The organism is Pseudomonas sp. IT-P12 (genome assembly GCF_949767465.1).
Lineage (GTDB): Bacteria > Pseudomonadota > Gammaproteobacteria > Pseudomonadales > Pseudomonadaceae > Aquipseudomonas.
The window spans coordinates 386,332-407,111 of record NZ_CATKPY010000021.1; the positions used below are offsets into that span (position 1 = coordinate 386,332).

At 62.9% G+C, this 20,780-nt stretch carries 15 protein-coding genes; 8 read left to right on the forward strand and 7 right to left on the reverse strand.

Annotated features, from left to right (window positions below; genetic code table 11):
* Positions 1-46: 46 nt before the first annotated feature.
* Together ACM6IM_RS10765 and ACM6IM_RS10770 are read left to right on the forward strand one after the other, a co-directional pair.
* Positions 47-2,590, forward strand: coding sequence for a TonB-dependent receptor plug domain-containing protein (locus ACM6IM_RS10765; protein WP_414865113.1), 2,544 nt, complete (start codon positions 47-49; stop codon positions 2,588-2,590).
* Positions 2,591-2,647: 57 nt separating this feature from the next.
* Entirely contained in the window at positions 2,648-4,240 is a 1,593-nt protein-coding gene (locus ACM6IM_RS10770; protein WP_414865114.1) for an ABC transporter substrate-binding protein, read from the forward strand.
* A gap of 120 nt (positions 4,241-4,360) precedes the next feature.
* Here the strand turns inward: ACM6IM_RS10770 and ACM6IM_RS10775 are convergent, their stop codons facing one another.
* From ACM6IM_RS10775 to ACM6IM_RS10795, 5 genes are all read right to left on the reverse strand, one after another.
* Complete coding sequence (locus ACM6IM_RS10775; RefSeq protein WP_414865115.1) at positions 4,361-5,539, reverse strand: JmjC domain-containing protein; 1,179 nt, start codon at positions 5,537-5,539, stop codon at positions 4,361-4,363.
* Positions 5,532-6,593 carry an LLM class flavin-dependent oxidoreductase gene (locus ACM6IM_RS10780; RefSeq protein ID WP_192301704.1) on the reverse strand — a complete coding sequence of 354 codons (1,062 nt, stop codon included), beginning with the start codon at positions 6,591-6,593 and terminating at the stop codon, positions 5,532-5,534. Before ACM6IM_RS10780 ends, ACM6IM_RS10775 begins: the two co-directional genes overlap by 8 nt.
* 30 nt (positions 6,594-6,623) lie before the next feature.
* Positions 6,624-7,790 (reverse strand): LLM class flavin-dependent oxidoreductase, encoded by a 1,167-nt coding sequence (locus ACM6IM_RS10785; RefSeq protein WP_414865116.1) that lies wholly within the window; start codon positions 7,788-7,790, stop codon positions 6,624-6,626.
* A 71-nt stretch (positions 7,791-7,861) separates the two neighbouring features.
* Positions 7,862-10,399 carry a TonB-dependent receptor plug domain-containing protein gene (locus ACM6IM_RS10790; RefSeq protein WP_414865117.1) on the reverse strand — a complete coding sequence of 846 codons (2,538 nt, stop codon included), beginning with the start codon at positions 10,397-10,399 and terminating at the stop codon, positions 7,862-7,864.
* 153 nt (positions 10,400-10,552) lie between these two features.
* The gene (locus tag ACM6IM_RS10795) at positions 10,553-11,794 is read right to left on the reverse strand and encodes an acyl-CoA dehydrogenase family protein (RefSeq protein ID WP_414865118.1); all 1,242 of its coding nucleotides are present in this window, start codon (positions 11,792-11,794) and stop codon (positions 10,553-10,555) included.
* A 277-nt stretch (positions 11,795-12,071) separates the two neighbouring features.
* Here ACM6IM_RS10795 and ACM6IM_RS10800 point away from each other — a divergent pair, with 277 nt between their 5' ends.
* Genes ACM6IM_RS10800 through ACM6IM_RS10815 form a run of 4 tightly spaced genes read left to right on the forward strand, consistent with a single transcriptional unit; the run spans position 12,072 to position 16,582 of the window.
* On the forward strand, positions 12,072-13,061 hold the full coding sequence (locus ACM6IM_RS10800; protein WP_371047710.1) for an ABC transporter permease: 990 nt from the start codon (positions 12,072-12,074) through the stop codon (positions 13,059-13,061).
* Positions 13,058-13,909: an ABC transporter permease gene (locus ACM6IM_RS10805; protein ID WP_414865119.1), complete on the forward strand. Its 852-nt coding sequence runs from the start codon at positions 13,058-13,060 to the stop codon at positions 13,907-13,909. The genes ACM6IM_RS10800 and ACM6IM_RS10805 overlap by 4 nt, the downstream gene beginning before the upstream one ends.
* A 15-nt stretch (positions 13,910-13,924) precedes the next feature.
* Complete coding sequence (locus ACM6IM_RS10810; protein WP_414865120.1) at positions 13,925-14,929, forward strand: aldo/keto reductase; 1,005 nt, start codon at positions 13,925-13,927, stop codon at positions 14,927-14,929.
* Between the two features lie 57 nt (positions 14,930-14,986).
* Positions 14,987-16,582 (forward strand): ABC transporter substrate-binding protein, encoded by a 1,596-nt coding sequence (locus tag ACM6IM_RS10815; RefSeq protein WP_414865121.1) that lies wholly within the window; start codon positions 14,987-14,989, stop codon positions 16,580-16,582.
* Between the two features lie 29 nt (positions 16,583-16,611).
* Here ACM6IM_RS10815 and ACM6IM_RS10820 read toward each other — a convergent pair whose 3' ends face one another.
* A complete protein-coding gene (locus ACM6IM_RS10820) occupies positions 16,612-18,051 on the reverse strand; it encodes an HD domain-containing phosphohydrolase (RefSeq protein ID WP_414865122.1) in 1,440 nt (479 codons plus the stop codon).
* A gap of 109 nt (positions 18,052-18,160) precedes the next feature.
* Here ACM6IM_RS10820 and ACM6IM_RS10825 point away from each other — a divergent pair, with 109 nt between their 5' ends.
* Both ACM6IM_RS10825 and ACM6IM_RS10830 read left to right on the forward strand, forming a co-directional pair.
* A complete protein-coding gene (locus tag ACM6IM_RS10825; RefSeq protein WP_192301711.1) occupies positions 18,161-18,919 on the forward strand; it encodes an alpha/beta fold hydrolase in 759 nt (252 codons plus the stop codon).
* Positions 18,920-19,095: 176 nt separating this feature from the next.
* Positions 19,096-20,130 carry a diguanylate cyclase gene (locus ACM6IM_RS10830; RefSeq protein WP_414865123.1) on the forward strand — a complete coding sequence of 345 codons (1,035 nt, stop codon included), beginning with the start codon at positions 19,096-19,098 and terminating at the stop codon, positions 20,128-20,130.
* A gap of 104 nt (positions 20,131-20,234) precedes the next feature.
* On the opposite strand, the gene ACM6IM_RS10835 is transcribed toward ACM6IM_RS10830, so the two are convergent.
* Positions 20,235-20,780, reverse strand: coding sequence for a hypothetical protein (locus ACM6IM_RS10835; protein ID WP_414865124.1), 546 nt, complete (start codon positions 20,778-20,780; stop codon positions 20,235-20,237).

Genomic DNA, 20,780 nt, shown 5'->3' on the forward strand with positions numbered 1-20,780 from the left:
CTGCACACACAGAACATAATGCAGAGGCAATACCAGGCTCATTCCCATGTCTCAACTTCCATCCCGACGTCACACCCTCGGTGTAGTTTTCTCCATGGGCGCTGCCAGCCTCGCGCCCGTTGACACCGCCAGCGCCGAAACCGATTACGAGAAAGACCGACTGGAAACCGTGGTGGTCACCGGTTCCCGGGTCGAGACCACCGCCCTCAAGGCCCTGGCCCCGGTGCAATTGATCAAGGGCGAGGCCCTGCGCTCCACGGGGGCCAGCGACTTGCGCCGCGCCCTGTCGCTGGTTGCGCCGTCCTACATCAACATCAACAGCAACGGCGGCGCCCTGTCGAAGAACGTTGGCGGCTCCTCGCTGCGAGGGCTGTCGGGCAACCAGGTGCTGGTGCTGGTCAACGGCAAACGGCGTCACGGCACCTCGATGATCAACAACAGCGGCGGCGCGACCCTGGGCTCCTCCGCCGCAGACCTCGGGCTGATCCCGATCTCGGCGGTGGAACGGGTCGAAGTGTTGACCGATGGCGCAGCGGCCCAGTACGGCTCCGATGCGATTGCCGGAGTGATCAACGTCATCCTCAAGTCCTCGGCGTCCGGTGGTTCGGCGGACGTGTCCTATGGCGAGTACAACCACGACGTGTCCAAGGTCGGCAACCTGGGCGATGCGGGCGCCACCTACACCGGCGGGCTGAACTCGGGGTTTGCGCTCGGTGAAAACGGCGGCTTCGCCAACCTCAGCCTGTCGTACCTGAAAACCGGCGACAGCCACACCGTCGGGCCGTGGAAACAGCCGTCGCAAGCGATCTGGCAGATCTACGCCGCGCCCAACGATCCGCGTGAAGCCTCGGCCAACCGCAACGTGCCGGAAAACTACGAGGTGGTGCCGATCCAGGAAAGCACCAGTTTCGCCTACAACCTCGGGTTGCCGCTCAACGACAACCTGTCGCTGTATTCCTTCGCCACCTACAGCCCCCGCACCTCGGAGGCCAAGGGTTCGTTCCGCTCGGAAACCAACGCCACGGCGAACGTCGTGACCACCCCCGGCGGCTACAGTTCGCGCCTGCAGACCAAGGAAGAGGACCTGCAACTCAACGTTGGCCTCAAGGCCGAAGACCTGCTCGGCTGGGCCTGGGATGCGGGCCTCAGTTACGGGCAGAACCGCGCCGACATCAACATCCTCAACACCACCAACCCGTCCTTCGGCGCGCTGTTGCCGTTGCAGAACATGCACGCCGGCGACCTGACCTTCGCCGAGAGCATCGCCTCGCTGTCCGCCCAGCGCGCCTTCGACACCGGGCTGTTCGAGCACCCGCTGAACGTCACGGTCGGCACCGAGTACCGCTACAACAGCCTGGAACTGGGCGCCGGCGAGTACTACTCCTATGCCGGTGGCGGCTACCGCTACCCCAACGATTATCCGGCGGTGAACCTGCGCGGCAGATTGGCGGGAGCCGGCTCGGCGTTCCTCACGGGGTTCAGCCCGCAGTTCGAATTCGACGAGTCGCGGCACAACACGGCGTTCTACGTGGACTTTGCCCAGAAGATCACCGACAAGTGGGACAGCGGCCTGGCGGTGCGCTACGAGGACTACTCGGACTTCGGTTCGGCGGTGGCGGGCAAGTTTTCCAACCGCTACCAGTTCACCGAACAGGTGGCCTTGCGCGGCACCGTGAGCAACGGTTTCCGGGCGCCGTCCCTGGCCGAACAGAACTACCAGAGCGCGACGGTGCAACCGGTCAACGACCCGATCACCAACACCTCGTACATTTCCTACTATTACGACACTCTGCGCCCGGACGCTCCCGCCGCCCAGGCGCTCGGGGCGAAGAAGCTCAAGCCGGAGAAGTCGACCAACGTCAGCTTCGGCCTGGTATTCACCCCGACCGATCGCCTCTCGGCCTCGGTGGATGTGTACCAGATCGACATCCGCGACCGGATTTTCCTCACCGGCGCCTTCAACGGTTTCAACAACGCCGCCGTGGCCCAGGCGCTGACCAGCGCCGGGTTGACCAGCCAACAGCAGGTTCGCTACTTCACCAACTTTGGCGATACCCAGACCCGTGGCATCGAGTTCAAGCTCGACTACGACGCCGACTACGATCGCTTCGGCCGGGCCCACTGGGGTCTGAGCTATGCGCGCAACCGCACCAAGGTCAAGAGCGTCGACGACCCGGCGGTGCTGAGCAATGCCGGGCTGAGCCTGCTGGATCGCGAGCGCATCACCCTGCTCGAAGAAGCCTTGCCGCAGAACATCGTGCGCGGCTCCCTCGACTGGCAATTGGGCAAATTCCAGGTGCAGTTGACCGAGCACTACTACTCCAAGACCCGTGCGGTAAACAATGTGCTCAACCGCGCCCAGGACTCCACCACCAGTGACTCGTTCATCACCGATGCGGCCTTGAGCTACCTGGTCACCGACAACATCAAGGCCACTCTCGGCGCCAACAACCTGTTCAACAAACGCCCGCCGAACCAGCCCGACAGCCTGGCCTCGACCATCAACCATGAAGACCCCTACGCCAACCGCAACACGCCGTACGGCATTGGCGGCGGTTTCTATTACGCGCGCCTGAGCTACGACTGGTAAGCCCCTCGCCACCTGGCTCCCTGGCTCAGGGAGCCCTCGCCTGAAAGGTCTTTTCCCATGGTTACGCGACGTACATTTCTCGGCTACTCCCTGGCTTCAACCGCCGCCGTCGGCCTGCTGGGTCATCGTCCTGGTTTGGCAAGCAGCCGCGGCGGCACCCTGATCATCGCGCAAAATCCCGAACCCACGGTGCTCACCACCGGGCTGACCACGGCCCCGGCCACACAATTGATTTCACCGAAGATTTTCGATGGCTTGCTGTACCTCAGCCCGCAGAACGGGCCGCAACCGCAACTGGCGGAAAGCTGGAGCTTCAGCCCCGACGGTTTGCAGGTCACGTTCAAACTGCGCCCGGGCGTGTTGTGGCATGACGGACGGCCGTTCACCTCGGCGGACGTCGCCTTTTCGGTAATGGAGGTCTGGAAAAAATACAGCTCCCGTGGGCGTTCGGCGTTCCCCAATGTCCAAAGCGTCGAGACACCCGACCCGCTCACGGCGGTGTGGAACCTGTCGCGCCCGACGCCGTACCTGCTCAGTGCGTTGAACGCCCGGGACTCACAGGTACTGCCCAAGCATCTGTACGCCGGCACCGACATCCTCAACAACCCGGCCAATACCGCGCCCATCGGCACCGGGCCGTTCCGGGTCAAGGAGTGGGTACGCGGCAACTACCTGACGCTGGAGCGCACCCCCGATTACTGGCAAAGCGGCAAGCCGTTACTCGATCAGGTGATCTACCGGTTTATCGCTGACCCGTCGTCGGTGTCGGCGGCGCTGGAAACCGGCGCGGTGCATGTGGCCTATGCCGACACCCTGTCCAACAGCGAAATCAAACGCCTGAAACACCACCCGGCGCTTACCGTGCATGATCGGCTCAACACCTACGGCGGCACCGGCATCATGGCTTTCGAGTTCAATCTGCAACGCCCGGAATTCCAGGATGTGAGGGTGCGCCAGGCGTTCGCCCATGCCATCGACAAGCAGTTCATCCTGGACAACATCCTGCTCGGCCAGGGCACCACGGCCGACTCGCCCATCCCGAAGAATTTCCCGCAGTTCTACAGCGCCGATGTGCCGCAGTATCCATTCGACCTGAAGCGCGCCGAAGCCCTGCTCGAAGAAGCCGGCTTGAAGCGCGACAAGGATGGCGTTCGTCTGCGGATCAGGAATGACCCAAGCCCTTCGGCGGCGTACCAGCAGACCGCGAACTTCCTGCGCAGCAGCTTTGCGAAAATCGGCGTGAAGCTGGACATCCGCAACCAGGACTACGCGCAATTCATCGACCGCATCTACGGTCGCTACGACTTCGACACCAACCTGTCCCCCGCGTCCACCGCGCCGGACCCGGCCATTGGCTTGCAACGGTTCTATTGGAGCAAGAACATTCACTCGGGGGTCGCCTACTCCAACGCCACCCATTATTCGAACGCCCAGGTCGATGCATTGCTGGAGCAGGCCCAGGTCGATAACGACCCGCAACGCCGCTGGGATCTTTACCACCAGGTGCAGAAAAAAGTGCTGGAGGACGTGCCAAGGATTCCGATCGTTTCCAGTGAAGATGCGTTACTGGCCAGAAGCACCGTACACAACCTCACCGACTCGACCGGCGGCGGCTTCATTGGCAACTTGAGCAATGTGACGCTGGGTTAATGGTTGCTCACAAGACCCGCATCCACCTCGGAACCTGTGGCAGAAAGCCTGCTCGCGATAAGGGCTTCACATCCAGCATCCACGACGCCTGGCACTCCGCCCTCGCGAGCACGCCCGCGCCTACCCGCGCGGCACCAGTTGGCGCAGGGCGCTGGCTTTCACCAACAGTTCAAGCAACTGGCGCAGATCGCCCGGGGGGATCTGTGGCGACTGCTGCCCCAGGCGGGCCAGGTCGAAGGCTGACGTGCGTCGCTGTAGCCACTCGATGGCGGGCAGCAATCCGTCGGGGACTTCACTGTCGAAGGTCACCCGCGGCCGCCAGTCCTGATCGAGCGCGGTCACCTGCAAATGCACGCGTCCAGGCGCAGAAGGCGTCACGGCAAGCTGCGAGCCGGGCACCCGCAGCAGCTCGGTGCTCTCCACTGGCGGCGTCGAACTCCAGTCAAGAATCGATTGCTGCGCGTCGTTGACCAGGCGCGCGGCCAGTTCCCCGAGCAAGGTCGTCAACCCGTCGCGCTGCGCCTCCACCCCGCCATACAAGGGCAAGCGCCAGCGCGCATCACCCAGCAACCACGGCTGCAACCACCGCAGCAGCGCATCGGCCAACACTGGCGGACGGATGACGATGCTCAGGGACAACGACGGCTCCCGTGCCTCAGTCCGATGCCAGGTGCCGCGCGGCAGAAACAGCACGGAACCGGGTTGCATCTCGTGCGGGGTGAACAGCACCTGCGAAGGATCGGGAAATCCCGCGCGAGCCTGTTCGTAGAGGTTTTCCACCGCCACCATGTCGGGGCCGAATTGTGCGCCATACGGCAACTCGATCTCGGTCATTGGCGCCACGTAAAAGGTCTTGCGGCCCAGCAACTGAATGGAGATCACTTCCTCGGCATCGTAATGACAGGAGACCCCGTCATCCCCCGCCGAAGCAAAGGCGCTCAACCGCGCACTGCCCGTCGCCACGCCCAGTTCACGCTCCAGTTCGCGCAGAAAACCGGGCGCACCGGGCAGCGTCTGGGCAATGTCCTGCAGAAACACTGTGAGCCCCAACTGCAACAGGCTCGCGGCATTGGCCTGGCTGTCGAATGTCTTGGGTGAGCGCAAGCCACGACCGAACGACAATGGCCCACGGTAACGATCGGCCAACGCTTCAGGGCTGCTTAACAGCAACTGCCGGAACACGTCCGGCAACCTTGCCAGCGGCCCGTGTTGGACACGGATCGCCGACGGCCATGCCGAGCCTTCAATGCTGAGCCCTGACGTACCGAACAACTGACCGAGCAGGCTCACCTCAGCCACGACGCGCCACGGCAGCGCGTACCAGCGGGATCACGTCACGGCCAAAAACCAGGGTGTCGGGCACCGGATCGAAGCCGCGAATCAGGAACTTGTCGACGCCGAGCCTGTGGTACTCCAGCAATGCATCCGCCACCTGCTGCGGTGTGCCAACCAGCGCAGTGGAATTTCCATGCGCGCCGGTGACCGCCGCAAACTCGGTCCACAAACGCTCGTCGAGCACCGCCCCCTGGGCCGCCGCCTCGCGCAGACGCTGGGAACCGACGTTCTGGTGCAAGGCCGGGGCCGCCGGGTATCTGGCTTTCGCCGCCGCCAGCAGTTCCCGGCTGCGGGCCCACGCGGCGTCTTCGGTGTCAGCCACCAACGGCCGGAACGCCAGGAGGAACTTGATCTCGTTCTCCCGTCCATACCGGGCCGCCGCCTGGCGGACGTTGGCGATGGTCTCGGCGGTCTGTGCCAGCGACTCGCCCCACAACGCATAGACTTCGGCGTGCTGCCCCGCCACTTCGAACGCGGCCGCCGATGAGCCGCCAAAGAAAATCGGCACCCCGGCTCTGTGCCACGGCTTGACCGAGGACAGCGCCCCTTTGACCCGGTAGTAATCGCCCTGGTGATCAAACGGCTGGTCGCTGTGCCAGACTTTTTTCACCACGGTCAGGTACTCGGCGGTGCGTGCATAACGCTCATCCTTGGCGAGAAAGTCACCGTCGCGTTGCTGGTCCTCGTCGGTGCCGCCACTGATCACGTGCACCGCCAGCCGGCCTTCGCTGAACTGGTCGAGCGTCGCCAGCTGCCGGGCGGCAACGGTCGGCGCAACGAAACCGGGCCTGTGGGCGAGCATCACCCCCAGGCGCTCGGTGTTGTGCAGCACATACGCGGCAATCTGGTTGTTGTCCGGCCAGGTGGCAAAGCTGCCGATCAACAGGCGATCGAAGCCATTGGCCTCGGCGGTGTGCGCCATGTGCCTGATGTACGCCTTGTCGATGATCGGGCCACTGGCCTCGATGGTTTCCGCGCCGGTACGGCTGCTGGTGTGGCCGATGAACTCGAGACTCATGGTGGGCTCCTGATAAAGCGATGCGAAGGGTTACAGGCGCAGGCCGGCCTGCTTGAGCAGCGGCAGGATGCGATCGCCGAAATACGCCAGGTCCACGGCAAAATCGTGGAAATTCAATTGCACACCGTCGATGCCGGCGGCCTTGAGCGCCACCAGTTGCTCGACCACCTGCTCTGGCGTGCCGACGATTTCGATGTTGCCGCCCAGGCCCAACCCGGTGTTGCGCGAGCCGTCTGCCCGGCCCCGCCAGGCATGGGCGTCGCTGGCATAAGCCTTGTGGTTGCCAAACGCGCCGGGGATCTTGTTGCCGACAATCGCTTCGAGGTACTCACGGGTTTGGGCTTCGGTATCGCGGCTGACAATGATCGGGTTGATGATGGTTCGCACCTCGCGGCCAAACGCCCGGGCGCGTGCCTTGATGTTCTGCACGTGGGCAGGAATGTCTTCCAGCGTCTCGCGAATCCCTGCGCCCGAGGAGTTGGTGATGAACACCAGGTCGGAATGGCTGGCGGCGAAATCGATCCCCGCCTCCGACCCTGTGGCCGTGACCAGCACCGGACGCCCGAAGAGCGGCTTGGGTGTGATGTAGCCGTCCTTGATCCGCCAGCCATGCCGGCCTTCGTAGGTGAAGTTCTCGTTGCTGCTCCACAAGGTATTGAGCACGTCGAACAGCTCGCCGGTCAGTTCATAACGCTGGTCATGCTCGATCTGTGGGTGACCGAACATTTCATGCTCGATGGGCCGGTGTCCGGTGACGATGTTGATGCCCCAGCGCCCCTTGGCGATATGGTCCAGGGTCGCGCCGTATTTGGCGATGTGCAGCGGGTGCAAGGGGCCGTAGAGCACGTGAATGGTCGACACCAGAATGATGCGGTGGGTAATCGCCGCCATCGCGCCGAGGGCGATGAACGAATCCAGCGATGCCTCGCCGTCGTAACCGCCCTTGGGCAGCCACTGGGTGCGGCTGAAAGCCAGGTCGAAACCCAGGGCTTCGGCCTGCTGGACGATTTTGGCGTTGTAGTCGAAGGTCCAGGTGTTGGACGTCGGGTGGCTGGTCAGGCGAATGTCCTGCATGTTGAGGAACACCCCAAGCAACAAGGGTTGCTCCAGGGCCTTGCTCAAGGGGCTGTCGGCGAAGTCCAGCGGTGCCGGAAACGCCGCGCGTTCAATCGGTTCATTGACGTGGGGCTGAGCCATTTCGAAATCCTTTTTAGGCGAATGAAAGGCTGGGACACCCCGGCGGCAAACGCGCCGGGGTGCCACCGCGATTACCAGAAATAGTCGAGACGTGCGTAGTAGTAGCCGCCGTCCACGCCGTAGGGCGAGTACCAGCTGTACGCCGGGTTATCGACGGGCATGAAGTAGAAAAGCTTGGCTTGCTCGCTGAGCTGTTCCGGCCGCTCGTTGAAGATGTTCAAGCCCCCCACGGACACCTTGAGCTGGTCGCTGACGTTGTAGGCCACGTCCAGGTCGGTGATGAACGCCGACTTGACCTTCTCATCCCGGTTGGGGTTGAAGTAGCTCTTGCCGGTCACGGGGGAATAGCGGGTTTCCTTGACCGACACTTCGAAGTCGTTGACGAACCAGGTGTGCGACAAGGCGGTCTTGTTCTTCGGGAAGGCCGTGGTCAGGTTGCCTTGCTTGTCCCGGCCCAGCACCTGCACACCGGTCCCCGCCAGCGAGTCGGGCTCGTTGATGCTGCGGATTTCCTGCAGGCTCTGGGTGCTGGTCAACGTCCATTTGCCGCGCCCATACGGCCCGTAATCGGCCCGGTAATCCGCCACCAGATCGATCCCCCGGGTGCGCGTGTCGGCGAGGTTGCCGTAGTAGGCGACGCTCTGGTTGGTGCTCAGCCCCGCGTTCGCCAGCAACTGGGCGATGTTGGCGTCATTGACCCCGCTCAGCGCGCTGGTTTGCAGGATGCGGTCCTTGATGTCGATCTGGTAGAAGTCGACGGTCACGTCGAGGTTCTTCGCTGGCGTGGCGACGAAACCCACGCTGTAGTTGCGCGACTTCTCCGGCTTGAGCGCCTTGGAGCCCAGGGCCGTCGCCTCCGGCGAGCCGGGCTGTGCGTAGGTGGTGATGTTCTGGCTGAGCACCCCGGTGACCGGGTTGGCGCTCCAGGCCGATGTGCTGGAGGAGAAATACTGTTGCTGCAGCGACGGCGCGCGGAAACCATTGTTGATCGCACCGCGCACGGCGAAGGTCGGGGTCAGTTGATAGCGGGTCGAAATCTTGCCGCTGGTGGTGTCACCCACGTCGCTGTAGTGCTCGAAACGTCCGGCCAGGCTCAACTCCCAGTCGCTGGTCAGCTTCTGGGTGAAGTCGACGTAGCCGGCGGTGTTGCTGCGATCCCAACTGCCGGCGGCCTCGGGGCTGAAACCGCCCCACCCCGCCGAACCCGAACTCGGGCGCTTGCCGGCGTTGGGCGAACCCACCGGGTAGATGTAGCCACCGTCGGCGTAGGAAGCGAATTCACCCTTGCGGATCTGGTAGCCGTCGACCCGGTATTCGATGCCCGCCGCAACATGCAACGGGTCGGCGAACAGCCCGGTGTCGAACGAGCGGTTGATGTCGAGGTTGTTGGTCCACTGGCTGAAAATCGCTTCGCCGTTGTCGATGTCTGTCGGGCTGGCGGGACCGAAGGAGGCATTGAGCGAGTCGTCGTTGTGGTACTGCACGTCGTTGCGGCCATAGCTGGTCGACAGGTCCCAGTCCCAACCGAGCACGTCCTTGCCCTTGATGCCGAACACGCCTTGCAGGTCGTCCTCGACCGAGCGGAACTTGGGCAGGAAGCCGTCGGGATAGATCTCGGGAATGTTCTGCGCCGAGTTGGCGGTGCGGTAGGTGCCGAAGCCCGTGGAGTCGCGGTGGCTGAACGTCGAGAACGAGTAGAAATCCAGCGCGTCGTTGAGCGGCAGCTCGGCGTTGTAGGCGAAGTTGTAGGTCTGCGCCCGGGGCTGGCCCATGATCTGCCGGTTGCGACTTTCGCCGAACTCCCGGGGGTCGTTGCCCGAGTAGATCTTGGTCCGGTCCGGCACGGCGCCGGCGACGTTGCTGGTTTCCTGGATCTTGATGTCGCCGCTGAGGTTGAAAAACCCGTCGTTGGGCAACTCGAAACCCTGGTTGATCAGGCTTTCACCGGTCGCGCCAAAGTTGCCCTTGTGCCCTTCGCGCTGGCCGTACTGGCCGTAGAGCGCGGTGGCCTGGCCGCCGCTTTTATTGCGTTTGAGGATGATGTTGATCACCCCGGCGATCGCATCGGAACCGTATTGGGCGGCCGCGCCGTCACGCAGCACTTCGATGTGGTCGACCGCACTGACCGGGATCAGGTCGAGGTCCACCGGTGACTGGCCGTTGGAAGTCGAGGACGATTGGTGGAAGATCTGCGCGGTGTTGTGGCGGCGCTTGCCGTTGACCAGCACCAGCACCGCGTTACCGCCCAGGCCCCGCAGGGTGGCGGATTTCACCGCGATCCCGGTGGCGCCGGTAAAGCCAGCGTCGTTGGTGTAGGAAGGCACTTGCGCCGCAAGGGCGTCGCGCAGGTTCTGCTTGCCGGACCGGGCCAGGTCATCGGCGGAGATCACATCGATGGGTGCCAGGCTCTGGGCCACGGTGCGTGACTCAGTGCGCGAGCCGGTGACCACCACGGTTTCCAGGGCATTGTCGCCTTTGGCCGATTGCCCGGCACTGCGTCCGCTGCTGGAATCGTCGGCGAAGGTGGCAGCGCTGCCACACAGGGTCATCACGCCAATCGACACCATCAATCCGAGGGGCGAGCGTGGGGTATTCAAACGAACATTCATGAACTACCTGCAAAAAATCAATTTATTGCTGGCGTGGTGGACGTTCCTGGCCATCTAACAAGGATTAGGAGATGCGGTACCTGGTGGGGTCTTGCGCGTTAGTAGGGTGAAGCGGATGGAAAGATCAAACTTGCAGCGTCCATGCACAACAACTTAGAAAACCAGCCCCTCTCTCAGGTGTGTGGTGGTTTCATTCAAATAAAAGTCACCGACAACCCGTGCCTTGTGCAACAAGGGATTGTGGTTCAATACCGTGCGAATATTTCGCCAATGCCGATCAAAGTTGTACTTTCGAGAGGTCGCCGAACCGCCTCCGACTTCAAACAGGACTTCGGCAGAACGCAGGGCAAGTTTGGCGACCACCACTTGCATCTGTGCGTTACTGATCGACGCATCAATCAATTGTTGATCCACCCCCGGATCAGCACTTAACAGGGCGCGTGAACTTTCATCCAGAATACGAGCGGTATGGGCGATCAACGCGTCCGCCGCGTAGACGTTGGCGGCAATTTCGCCGACCACCTGTTGCACGAACTGATCGTCCCGGGCGATCTCCACCGGGCTGTGCATGGCCGCGCGCGCCTGTTTGCGTACGTAACTCACCGCGTCCTGGCGGATGTTGCGCACCACGCCGGCGGCGCAGGCAGCCAGGTGCAACTGGCGCAACGTCGAGCAATGGCGGCCGACATCAGCGTCGTGGCTGCGGGTCTTCAGTTCGCTAGCCAGCACTTCGACATTGTCCAGCAACACCCCGCCACTGGCGGTCAGGCGCTGGCCCATGCCGTCCCAGTCGTCGAGCACGTTGATGCCCCGGCGGTCGGCGGGCAGCAGCACGGAAACCACCTGCCCTTCATCGTTGGTCGCGGAGAAAGACAGGAAATCGGAGTAGGCAGAGCCGGTGGCGTACCATTTCCTGCCGTTCAAACGGTAACTGTCTCCAACCCGGGTCAAGCGCGTGAGAATGGTGCCCAACGGCGCACCCACCTCGGTGTGAGCCCCGGCAAACAGCTTGCCATCGAGAATCTTGCTGATGTAATCACGCTTCTCGGCGCTGTCCGGGCTGTGGATCACCGCTTCGCTGAAGTTGAAATGCGAACGCAGCGCATGGGCGACGTTAGGGTCGGCGGCCGCCAGGCTCGCGATCAGCTCGATGTAGTCGCTCACGCTACCGCCGGGCCCACCCAGTTCGACGGGAATCCTCAGGGCGCCAAGCCCGGCCTCGCGGATCAGGCGGAAGGCTTCGAACGGCAACTCGCGCTCCAGATCGCGCTGCGACGCTTCCTTGGCGATCTCTCCCGCCAGGGCCGGGATACGCCCCAGCAAAGTGCGCAAGACATCGGGGGATGAAGTTCCGGGCCGGTTCGAGCTGACATCAATGGAATGATTGAACGTCACACTTGCCTCATCTAACGAACGAATAAAGTTGCTCTGCCCGCGATGGACAGACCCTATAACTTTTGGACATATACCCCAATTAGCAAAAACTCGATTTGTTGCTGGAGGCCGACAGTAATCATCCCCCGGCGACCCGTCAATCGCTTGAACTTAACCGACGTATATCGTTTTTATCTATGCTTAGATAAACGCAAAAGCATAACGATAGAACTTTTTCCTTCATTGACAAAGGTTATAAGCAACCCGTTAATAGCGGCGCACTTGATGGAATCATTCAATGAAGAACTTGCTGATATTCAGCAACGCACTCTGGCGCGCGTTGTTGCACACCCTGCCGACCATGCTCGGTATTTTGTTGATCAACTTTCTATTACTGCAACTGGCACCGGGCGACGCCGCGGATGTCATGGCCGGAGAATCCGGTTCGGCCACCCAGGAAAGCCTCGCGGCCTTGCGCAGCCAGTTCGGCCTCGACCAGTCGATCGGCGTGCAGCTGTGGAACTACCTGAATAACCTCGCGCACCTTAACCTCGGCTATTCACCACGCTACGGCTCAACCGTCGAGTCGCTGATTTCGCAACGCCTGGGCACCACGTTGACCCTGATGCTGTTGGCGCTGGTGTTCTCGCTGCTGATCGGCATCGCCCTCGGCATGCTCATGGCTCACTGGCACGGGCGCTGGCCGGATCGGTTGCTGTCGGTGTGCTCGCAGTTTTTCTATTCGGTGCCGGGCTTCTGGATCGGCCTGATGCTGATCGTGGTGTTCTCGGTCAAGCTCGGCTGGCTGCCCACCGGCGGCGCCGGCACCATTGGCGCTGACCTGCACGGCTGGGCCGCCGTCGTCGACACGCTGCGCTACATGGCACTGCCGGCCAGCTCACTGGCGCTGATCTACATCGCCATATACGCCCGCCTGACCCGTGCGTCCATGCTCGAGGCCGGCGCCCAGGACTATGTGCGCACCGCCACCGCCAAGGGCTTGTCGCCCTGGCTCATCACCTTCAAGCATGTGCTGCGCAATGCGTTGCTGCCGATCACCACCATGGCCGGGCTGCACCTGGGCGGCATGCTCGGCGGCGCCGTGGTGATCGAAACCGTGTTCAGCCTGCCGGGGCTCGGGCGACTGGCCTACGACGCGGTGATGGCTCGCGACTACAACGTCCTGCTCGGCATATTGCTGGTGTCGTCGCTGTTGGTGATCGCCACCAATGTCCTGGTCGACCTGCTGCAAACCTGGCTCGACCCGCGTATCCGGAGCCGTCGATGAGCGCGCCACGCAGCGCGGCGCTGCGACGTTTCGCGGGTAACCCGACGGCCATCGGCGGGCTGCTGTTTTTGCTCCTGGTCAGCGTGCTGGCGCTGATTGCTCCGCTGCTGTTCCCCGGCGATCCGCTGGCGATGGAGGCCGACGCCCTGCTGTGGCCGGGCCAGGACTGGCACTACCCGCTGGGCACCGATGCCCTGGGCCGCGATGTGCTGGCAGGGATCGTCCATGGCGGCCGCGTATCGCTGCAAGTGGGGATGCTCGCCAGCCTGTTCGGCGTGTCGCTGGGCCTGAGCATCGGCGCGCTGGCCGGCTATTTCGGCGGGCGTGTCGACTATGCCCTGCAACGCCTGATCGAGATTTTCCAGACCATGCCCAGCTTCGTCCTGCTGGTGGCGCTGGTCGCGATTGCCCAGCCCTCGGTGCCGACGCTGATCTTCGCCATCGGCATCATTTCCTGGCCCACGGTCGCACGCCTGGTGCGCGCCGAAGTGCGCTCGATCCGCGAGCGCGAATACATCCTCGCCGCCCGCAGCGTCGGCTACAGCCAACTGCGGATCATTGTCCTCGAAGTGCTGCCGAACATCCTGCCGACGCTGATTGTCACCACCTCGATCATGGTCGCTTCGGCGGTGTTGATGGAGTCGGCGCTGTCGTTCATGGGCCTCGGCGATCCGAACCAGGTGAGCTGGGGCAGCATGATCGGCAGCGGTCGTGAACAGATCCGCAGCGCCTGGTACCTGACCGCCATTCCCGGTCTGGCGATCTTCCTCACGGTACTTGCCTTCAACCTGATCGGCGACGGCCTGACCGACGCTTTCAATCCCCACCAGGCCAACGGCCGTCATTAACCCCGGAGTTCTTCCATGGAATATCGCTACCTCGGCCGCAGCGCCATCAAGGTTTCACCGCTGACATTGGGCAGCATGATGTTCGGCGGTCCCACCGATGAAGCGACGTCCCATCGCATCATCGCCAAGGCGCATGAGCAAGGCATCAACTTCATCGACACCGCCGACGTCTACCATGACGGCCAATCGGAAAGCGTGGTAGGTCGGGCCATCCATGACACACGGCAGCATTGGGTGCTGGCCACCAAGTTCGGCTATTCCCGGGCCGGGCGGCCCAATGTCGGCGGGCAATCACGCAAGTGGATCATTCAGTCGGTGGAAGACAGCCTGCGGCGCCTGGGCACCGACTACATCGACATTCTGTACTTCCACCACGCCACCTTCGACGCTCCTTTGGGTGAAGGCGTGCGTGCCATCGCAGACCTGATCAGGCAAGGCAAATTGCGCCACTTCGGGGTCTCCAACTTCCGCGGCTGGCGGATTGCCGAGGTGGCGCAACTGGCGGACGAACTGGGCATCGACCGCCCGGTGGCCAGCCAGCCGCTGTACAACATCGTCAATCGCAGCGCCGAAGCCGAGCAGATTCCGGCGGCCCACCACTTCGGCCTCGGCGTGGTCACCTACAGCCCGCTGGCTCGTGGCGTGCTGACCGGCAAATATCGTCCGGACGTACAGCCGGACGCTGACTCCCGGGTCGGTCGCAATGATAAACGCGTGCTGGAAACCGAATGGCGTCCGGAGTCTTTGAACGTGGCCCAACGCATCCAGGAACACCTGAGCGGCCGCGACGTGACCCCGGCGGACTTTGCCCTGGCCTGGGTGCTCAACAACCGCCAGGTCACCTCGGCCATCGCCGGGCCACGCACCGAAGCACAGTGGGACCAATACCAGCGAGCCTTGCAGGTGAAGATCAGCGCCGAAGACGAAGCGTTCGTCAATCAACTGGTCAGCCCTGGTCACACCTCGACACCAGGCTTCACCGACCCGGGTCATCCCGTTGAAGGTCGTACCCCGCGCTGATTTTCTTTCACCTGGCACGGGTTCGCCGCGCGAACCCGTGCCCCACCGGATACCGCCATGAGCCTGACCCGACGCCAGTTGCTGGCCTACGCCAGCGCCACCACCACACTGCTGCAACTGACACCGCGCTTTTCCTTCGCCGAAGACACCCCGGTGCGTGGCGGCACGTTGAAGATGCACATCGCTATCGAACCGCCGATTCTGGTCAACCTGACCCACACCGCCGGCGCGGCGGTGTACATCACCGGCAAGATCACCGAGGGTTTGCTGACCTACGACCTCGATCTCAAGCCGCTGCCACAACTGGCCACCGCCTGGACCGTCAGCGACGATGGACTGGAATACACCTTCAGCCTGCGCCAGGGCGTGAAGTGGCACGACGGCCAGGACTTCACCGCCGATGACGTGGTGTTCTCGCTGCAAACCCTCAAGGCCTCCAACCCACGGGGCCGGGCGACATTCGCCAACGTCGCCAGCGTCACCGCGATCAACCCGCACCTGGTGCAGCTCAAACTGAGCAAACCTGCACCGTATCTGCTGACCGCCCTGGCTGCCTGCGAATCGCCCATCGTCGCCAGGCACGTGTACAAGGACGCCCGTCCGGAAACTCATCCGAACGCCACAGCGCCGATCGGCACCGGGCCGTTCGTGTTCAAGGAGTGGGTGCGCGGCAGCCATGTGATCCTTGAACGCAACCCACACTACTGGGATGCAGGCAAACCGTATCTGGATCGGGTCATCGTGCGCTTCATCGCCGATTCGGCCGCCACAGTGGCAGCGCTGGAAGCCGGGGAAATCGACATTTCCACCGGCGGTGTGCCGCTGAGCGACATCGACCGCATCAAGGGCAACCCGCGACTGAGCATCGAGGACCGCGGCGAGCCTTACATCAACGGCATTACCCGCGTCGAGTTCAACTTCGATAACCCGTACCTGCAACGGCACGCCGTGCGCAGCGCCATCGCCCATGCCATCAATCTCGAGTTCATCCGCAAGACCATCTTCCTCGGCTACGGTCAGCCGTTGTACGGACCGATCAGCCCGGACATGAAGCATTTTTATGCGCCGGACCTGCCCCGCTACGCTTTTGACGTGGCCAGGGCCAACCAGTTGCTCGACGACGCCGGACTGCCCAGGGATGCCAAGGGCGTGCGTTTCAAGCTGACCCTGGACCCGCTGCCTGGCCCGGAAACCTACCGCCGCACCGCCGACTACATCAAGCAGGCCCTGGCGAAAATCGGCATCCAGGTCACCCTGCGCTCCCAGGACTTCGCCACCTATGTCAAACGGGTCTACACCGACCGCGACTTCGACTTCACCCTCAATGGCATGAGCAACCTGTTCGACCCGACCGTGGGTGTGCAGCGGCTGTACTGGTCGAAGAACTTCCAGCCGGGCGTGCCCTTCTCCAACGGTGCGCATTACAGCAATCCGAAAGTCGACCAGTTGCTGGAAGCGGCGGCTGTGGAAACCGACGTGGGCAAACGCTTCGACTTGTTCGCCGAATTTCAGCGAACCATCGTCGAGGACTTGCCGGACCTGGGCATTTCAACCCTGGTGAACCCGATTGTGTATGACAAGCGGGTCAATCGGTTCTTCGTGGGGGCGGAAGGCCTGGGAAGTAATGCGGCGGAAATTTTCATCAGGTCTTGAGGCGCGACGCCGCACACCCTGCGTGAAACTCAGATCAACCCCAACGTCAGCGCCTTGAGCGTCGCCGCGGCACGGGTGGTGCATTGCAGTTTGCGGAACACGCTCTCGACGTGGGTGCGCACCGTGCTCGGGCTGATGCCGAGCTGGCGTGCCACCTCCTTGTTGCTGCCCCCCATGCTGATGCGCTGCAGGATTTGCGTTTCACGCTCGCTCAGCGGGCTGTCGTTGGTTTTGCAGGGCGCTACCGCACGCTCGCCGCGTGCGGCGGCAATCACCGCCTGGCAGGCCCGAGGGTCGAAACGCCCCTGCGCGGCCTCGTCGAGGATCAGGCGCTCGGCGTCCCCCTCGCTCAACGCTGGCCGCCAGGGGCGCACGGAGCGCAAGGCCTGCCAGGCGAGTGCCGCCGCCAACAGGCGATGTTCCGGTTGCAGGGCATCGCCGTCGAGGCCCTTGAAGTAGCCGCTGCCATCGAGCCGCTCGTAGGCATTGGCGGCGATTCGGCCAGGGGCTGCCAGTTCCGCGATCTGGTTGCAGGCACGCGAGGTCCAGTAAGGCACCAGCCGGACCTGTTCGAGATCGCCGTCCAGCAACGGTCCGGCCATGTTCCAGATGCGATTGGGCACGGCCGCACGGCCGACCCCATGAATCAACGCCGCCTTACCCAATTGCTCGACGGCCGGCTCCGCCAGCCCCCAGAGCCTGGCGGCGTCCCGCACCAGCTCGGCGGAACGGCGCGAGTAACCCGCCAGCCAGGGAACCTTGAGGTCGATGACGTCTCCGACCAGGGTGAGAGGGACCTGTGCCCTGAGCGCAGGCGATTGTGAGTCAGCGGTCTGCGGCTGGCGCAGCGCGTCCAGCCAGTCCACGGCGTTGCGGGTCAGCTCGGCGGCCAATGCGGCCGGGTAACGACGATTGGCCTGGCTGGCGATCCACTCCAGCGCGGCGTCCAGCCCATGCACCCGCGCGAGAATCTCCAGGTCACCGGCCAACAGCACTTGGTAAACCACCTGCGGTACATCGGGATGGCGCAATTCACCGGGGTTGCCTTCACCGTCGAACTGCTCGAACACATGCCGCAGCCCCAGCTCTACCGGGGCGCTCAGGCCGAGTGTCTGGGCGATGTCACCCGCCACCTCGCAATGCACCTGGGCCAAGGGTGCCGATTTACGCATGGCGCGCAAGCCTGCCGCGCCGAGTGTGTGAGTGAGCATGGCGTTACGGCCGCCGACGTCATCGCCCAGCAGGCGCATGAAGCCTTCGGCGTTGGCGGTGCAGCCCGACCAGCGCAGCAGGGACACCTGCCGTGCCACTTCGGTGTGCTCGCCGGCGCCGTCGCAGGACTGCGCGAGCATCTGCGCCAGACGCGCGGCACGGCGCGACTGATCCGTGGGTTGCCCCATGCTCAGGTCGCCTACCACGGACAAACACAGGATCGCGCTTTCCAGCTCGATGCCATCACTCTCGCGCATATCGCTCTCCATGATTCACTCGGTTTTTGCCCGGCCTCGGATAAACGACCGATACCGGACCCTGCCTGAATTCCTGAAACTGGTCCCATCAACCACAGGAGATTCCACCATGTTCAAACCCAAGGCTATCGCCCTCGCACTCGCCATGACCACCTCCCTGTTCGCCGCTGCCAGCCACGCCGCCCCGCAACCCTCGGTGGTGATCGTACACGGCGCTTTCGCCGACGGCTCCGACTGGGCCAAGGTCGTTCCTCTGCTGCAAGCCGAAGGCATCAAGGTGACCGTGGTGCAAAACCCGTTGACCTCGCTGGCCGACGACGTCGCCGCCACCCAGCGCGTACTGAACAACCAGGACAACGATGTGGTGCTCGTCGGCCACTCCTGGGGCGGTACAGTAATCAGTCAGGCCGGTACTGACCAGAAAGTTCGTGGCCTGGTGTACGTCGCCGCGTTTGCCCCCGATGCCGGTCAGGCCGTCAAGGACCTGGGCAAGGAATACCCTGCACCGGTCGGCACCAAGGACATCGCCGCCGATAAAAACGGTTTCCTGTACATGACCCCCAAAGGCATGGCCACCGGCTTCGCCCAGGATCTGCCCGCCGCACAGACCGCCGTCATGGCCTCTACACAGGGACCGATCCGCGCCGCCGCGTTTGAAGACAAGACCAGCGTCGCGGCCTGGAACGGCAAACCGTCCTGGTACGTCGTGGCACGTGAAGACCGCATGATCCAACCCGACCTGCAACGCGCATTTGCCAAGAAGATCAAGGCGCAGGTCACCGAGGTCGAATCAAGCCACGTGCCGCAACAGTCGCGCCCTGCGGATGTGGCCAAGGTCATCATCGACGCAGTCCGTAAAACCCAGTGAGTCAACGCCGCACCATGACAGGCGCCCCACGCCTGTCATGGTGACAAGGGGCCCCTCCAGGCCGGAGGTGTTCTACAACATTCAGTCTTCCATTAGCCAGGGCACTCCCCGGGCTGTAAAGTTAGCCGCCGACACGTCGATAATCGATAAACCTTTTCAGCGACCGGCAGGCTTAGATGGATCAGCTTCTTTCTCTTCTCTCCGAGACCATCCCCAAAGCCCATAACCTGGAGCAACTGACGCGACCGTTGCTGGCCCTGCTCAGCCAGGTCACGGGAATGGAATCGACCTACCTGACCACCATCGACACCGATCAAGGCCTCCAGCGTGTCGAGTTCGCACGTAACGTCGGTGACATGGTGATCCCGGAAGGCCTCGTCGTGCCATGGGCGGATACGCTGTGCAAACGGGCGCTGGACGAGAACCGTCTGTACTCGGATGACGTTGCCGACTGCTGGGGCGATTCCGAAGCCGCCGCGACCCTGGGCATCCAGACCTACGTGAGCGCGCCCATCAAATCCCACGATGGAGAGGTGCTGGGAACCGTCTGTGCCGCCAGCTCGGATCGGGTGCCGCGCACGCCCGAAGCGGAACCGCTGCTGATGCTGCTGTCGGGGCTGCTGGGCTATTCACTGGAACGTGAACGGCTGGTGGAGAGGCTGCAGGTGGTCAACGCCGAGTTGACCAGACTGGCCCTGTCGGACCCGCTGACCGGTTTGTCCAACCGACGCGCCATTCTCAGCGATGCCACACGCCTGCTCGCCCTCGCGGAACGGGAAAACAAGTACCTGCTCATGGGCGTCATCGATCTCGATGGCTTCAAGCTCATCAATGATACCCACGGCCACCTTGCGGGCGACGAGTTACTGCGCGGTGTCGCCATCCGGCTGCAACAGGCCCTGAGAACCAGCGACATCATCGGACGTACCGGGGGTGACGAGTTCATCGCAATCGCCCTGGGCACACCGTCCGAACACCCGGCCCTGGCCAAAGACATGCAGCATGCCGCCGAACTGCTGCAGGATCGCCTTTCCAGAGCGACCATCGGGCGTTACGAGTTGGGTCATGGCCTGGACGATATCCACTACCCCGGCGCCAGCGTGGGCGTCGTGGCGGTGATGCCGAAAAACATGACGGCGAACGAAGTCATCAAGCTGGCTGATCACGAGATGTACAGGGTGAAGCAGCAGCGCAAGCGACTCGGGTCATAGGCATGACAGGTTCAACTCGATGCGCCCTGTGGGGCTGACGCCGCAATCATCTTCCGGCATCAGCCTTGACCGGCCGCAAAACGCCCGGCGGTTCAACAGCCAGGTTACTTCGCCTTGGCGCTCTTGATGTCGCTGATGATTTGCTGGGCAATGGCTTCCACCTGCTCCTTGGTCATGGCCGACATGACCCCCTCCCAGGCAGACGATGAAGTGTCATAGGTTCGGGTGCCAATCAGACGTCCCGACTTCAGATCCGAATAATCCGCACTCGAATTGACCCACGCATTACCGACCATCACGCCAGCACCATAACGAGCGCCCGGGGTAAGGTAGCGAAAGTTGGTCACATTGATCTGGACGCCCACACCGTCCTTGTCAGCGGAAGTCGAAACCGGAGTGTCAGACACACTGAAACCGGCACGAATGGCTTCGTTACGCAGCGCGTCATTCCACTCTTGCTTCAAACGTGGCCAATCCTCGTTTTGCTGAACCTTGGCGTTGCCCTGAAAGTTGACGACCAGGTTGTGCTTGGCCACTTCCGGAATGACCAGCGTCTCGGTACCGCCGCTTTTCACTGACGCGGCACAGCCACTCAGAAGCGACACGGCAACAACACACGATGCGACCCATACAGACTTAACAGTTTTCAT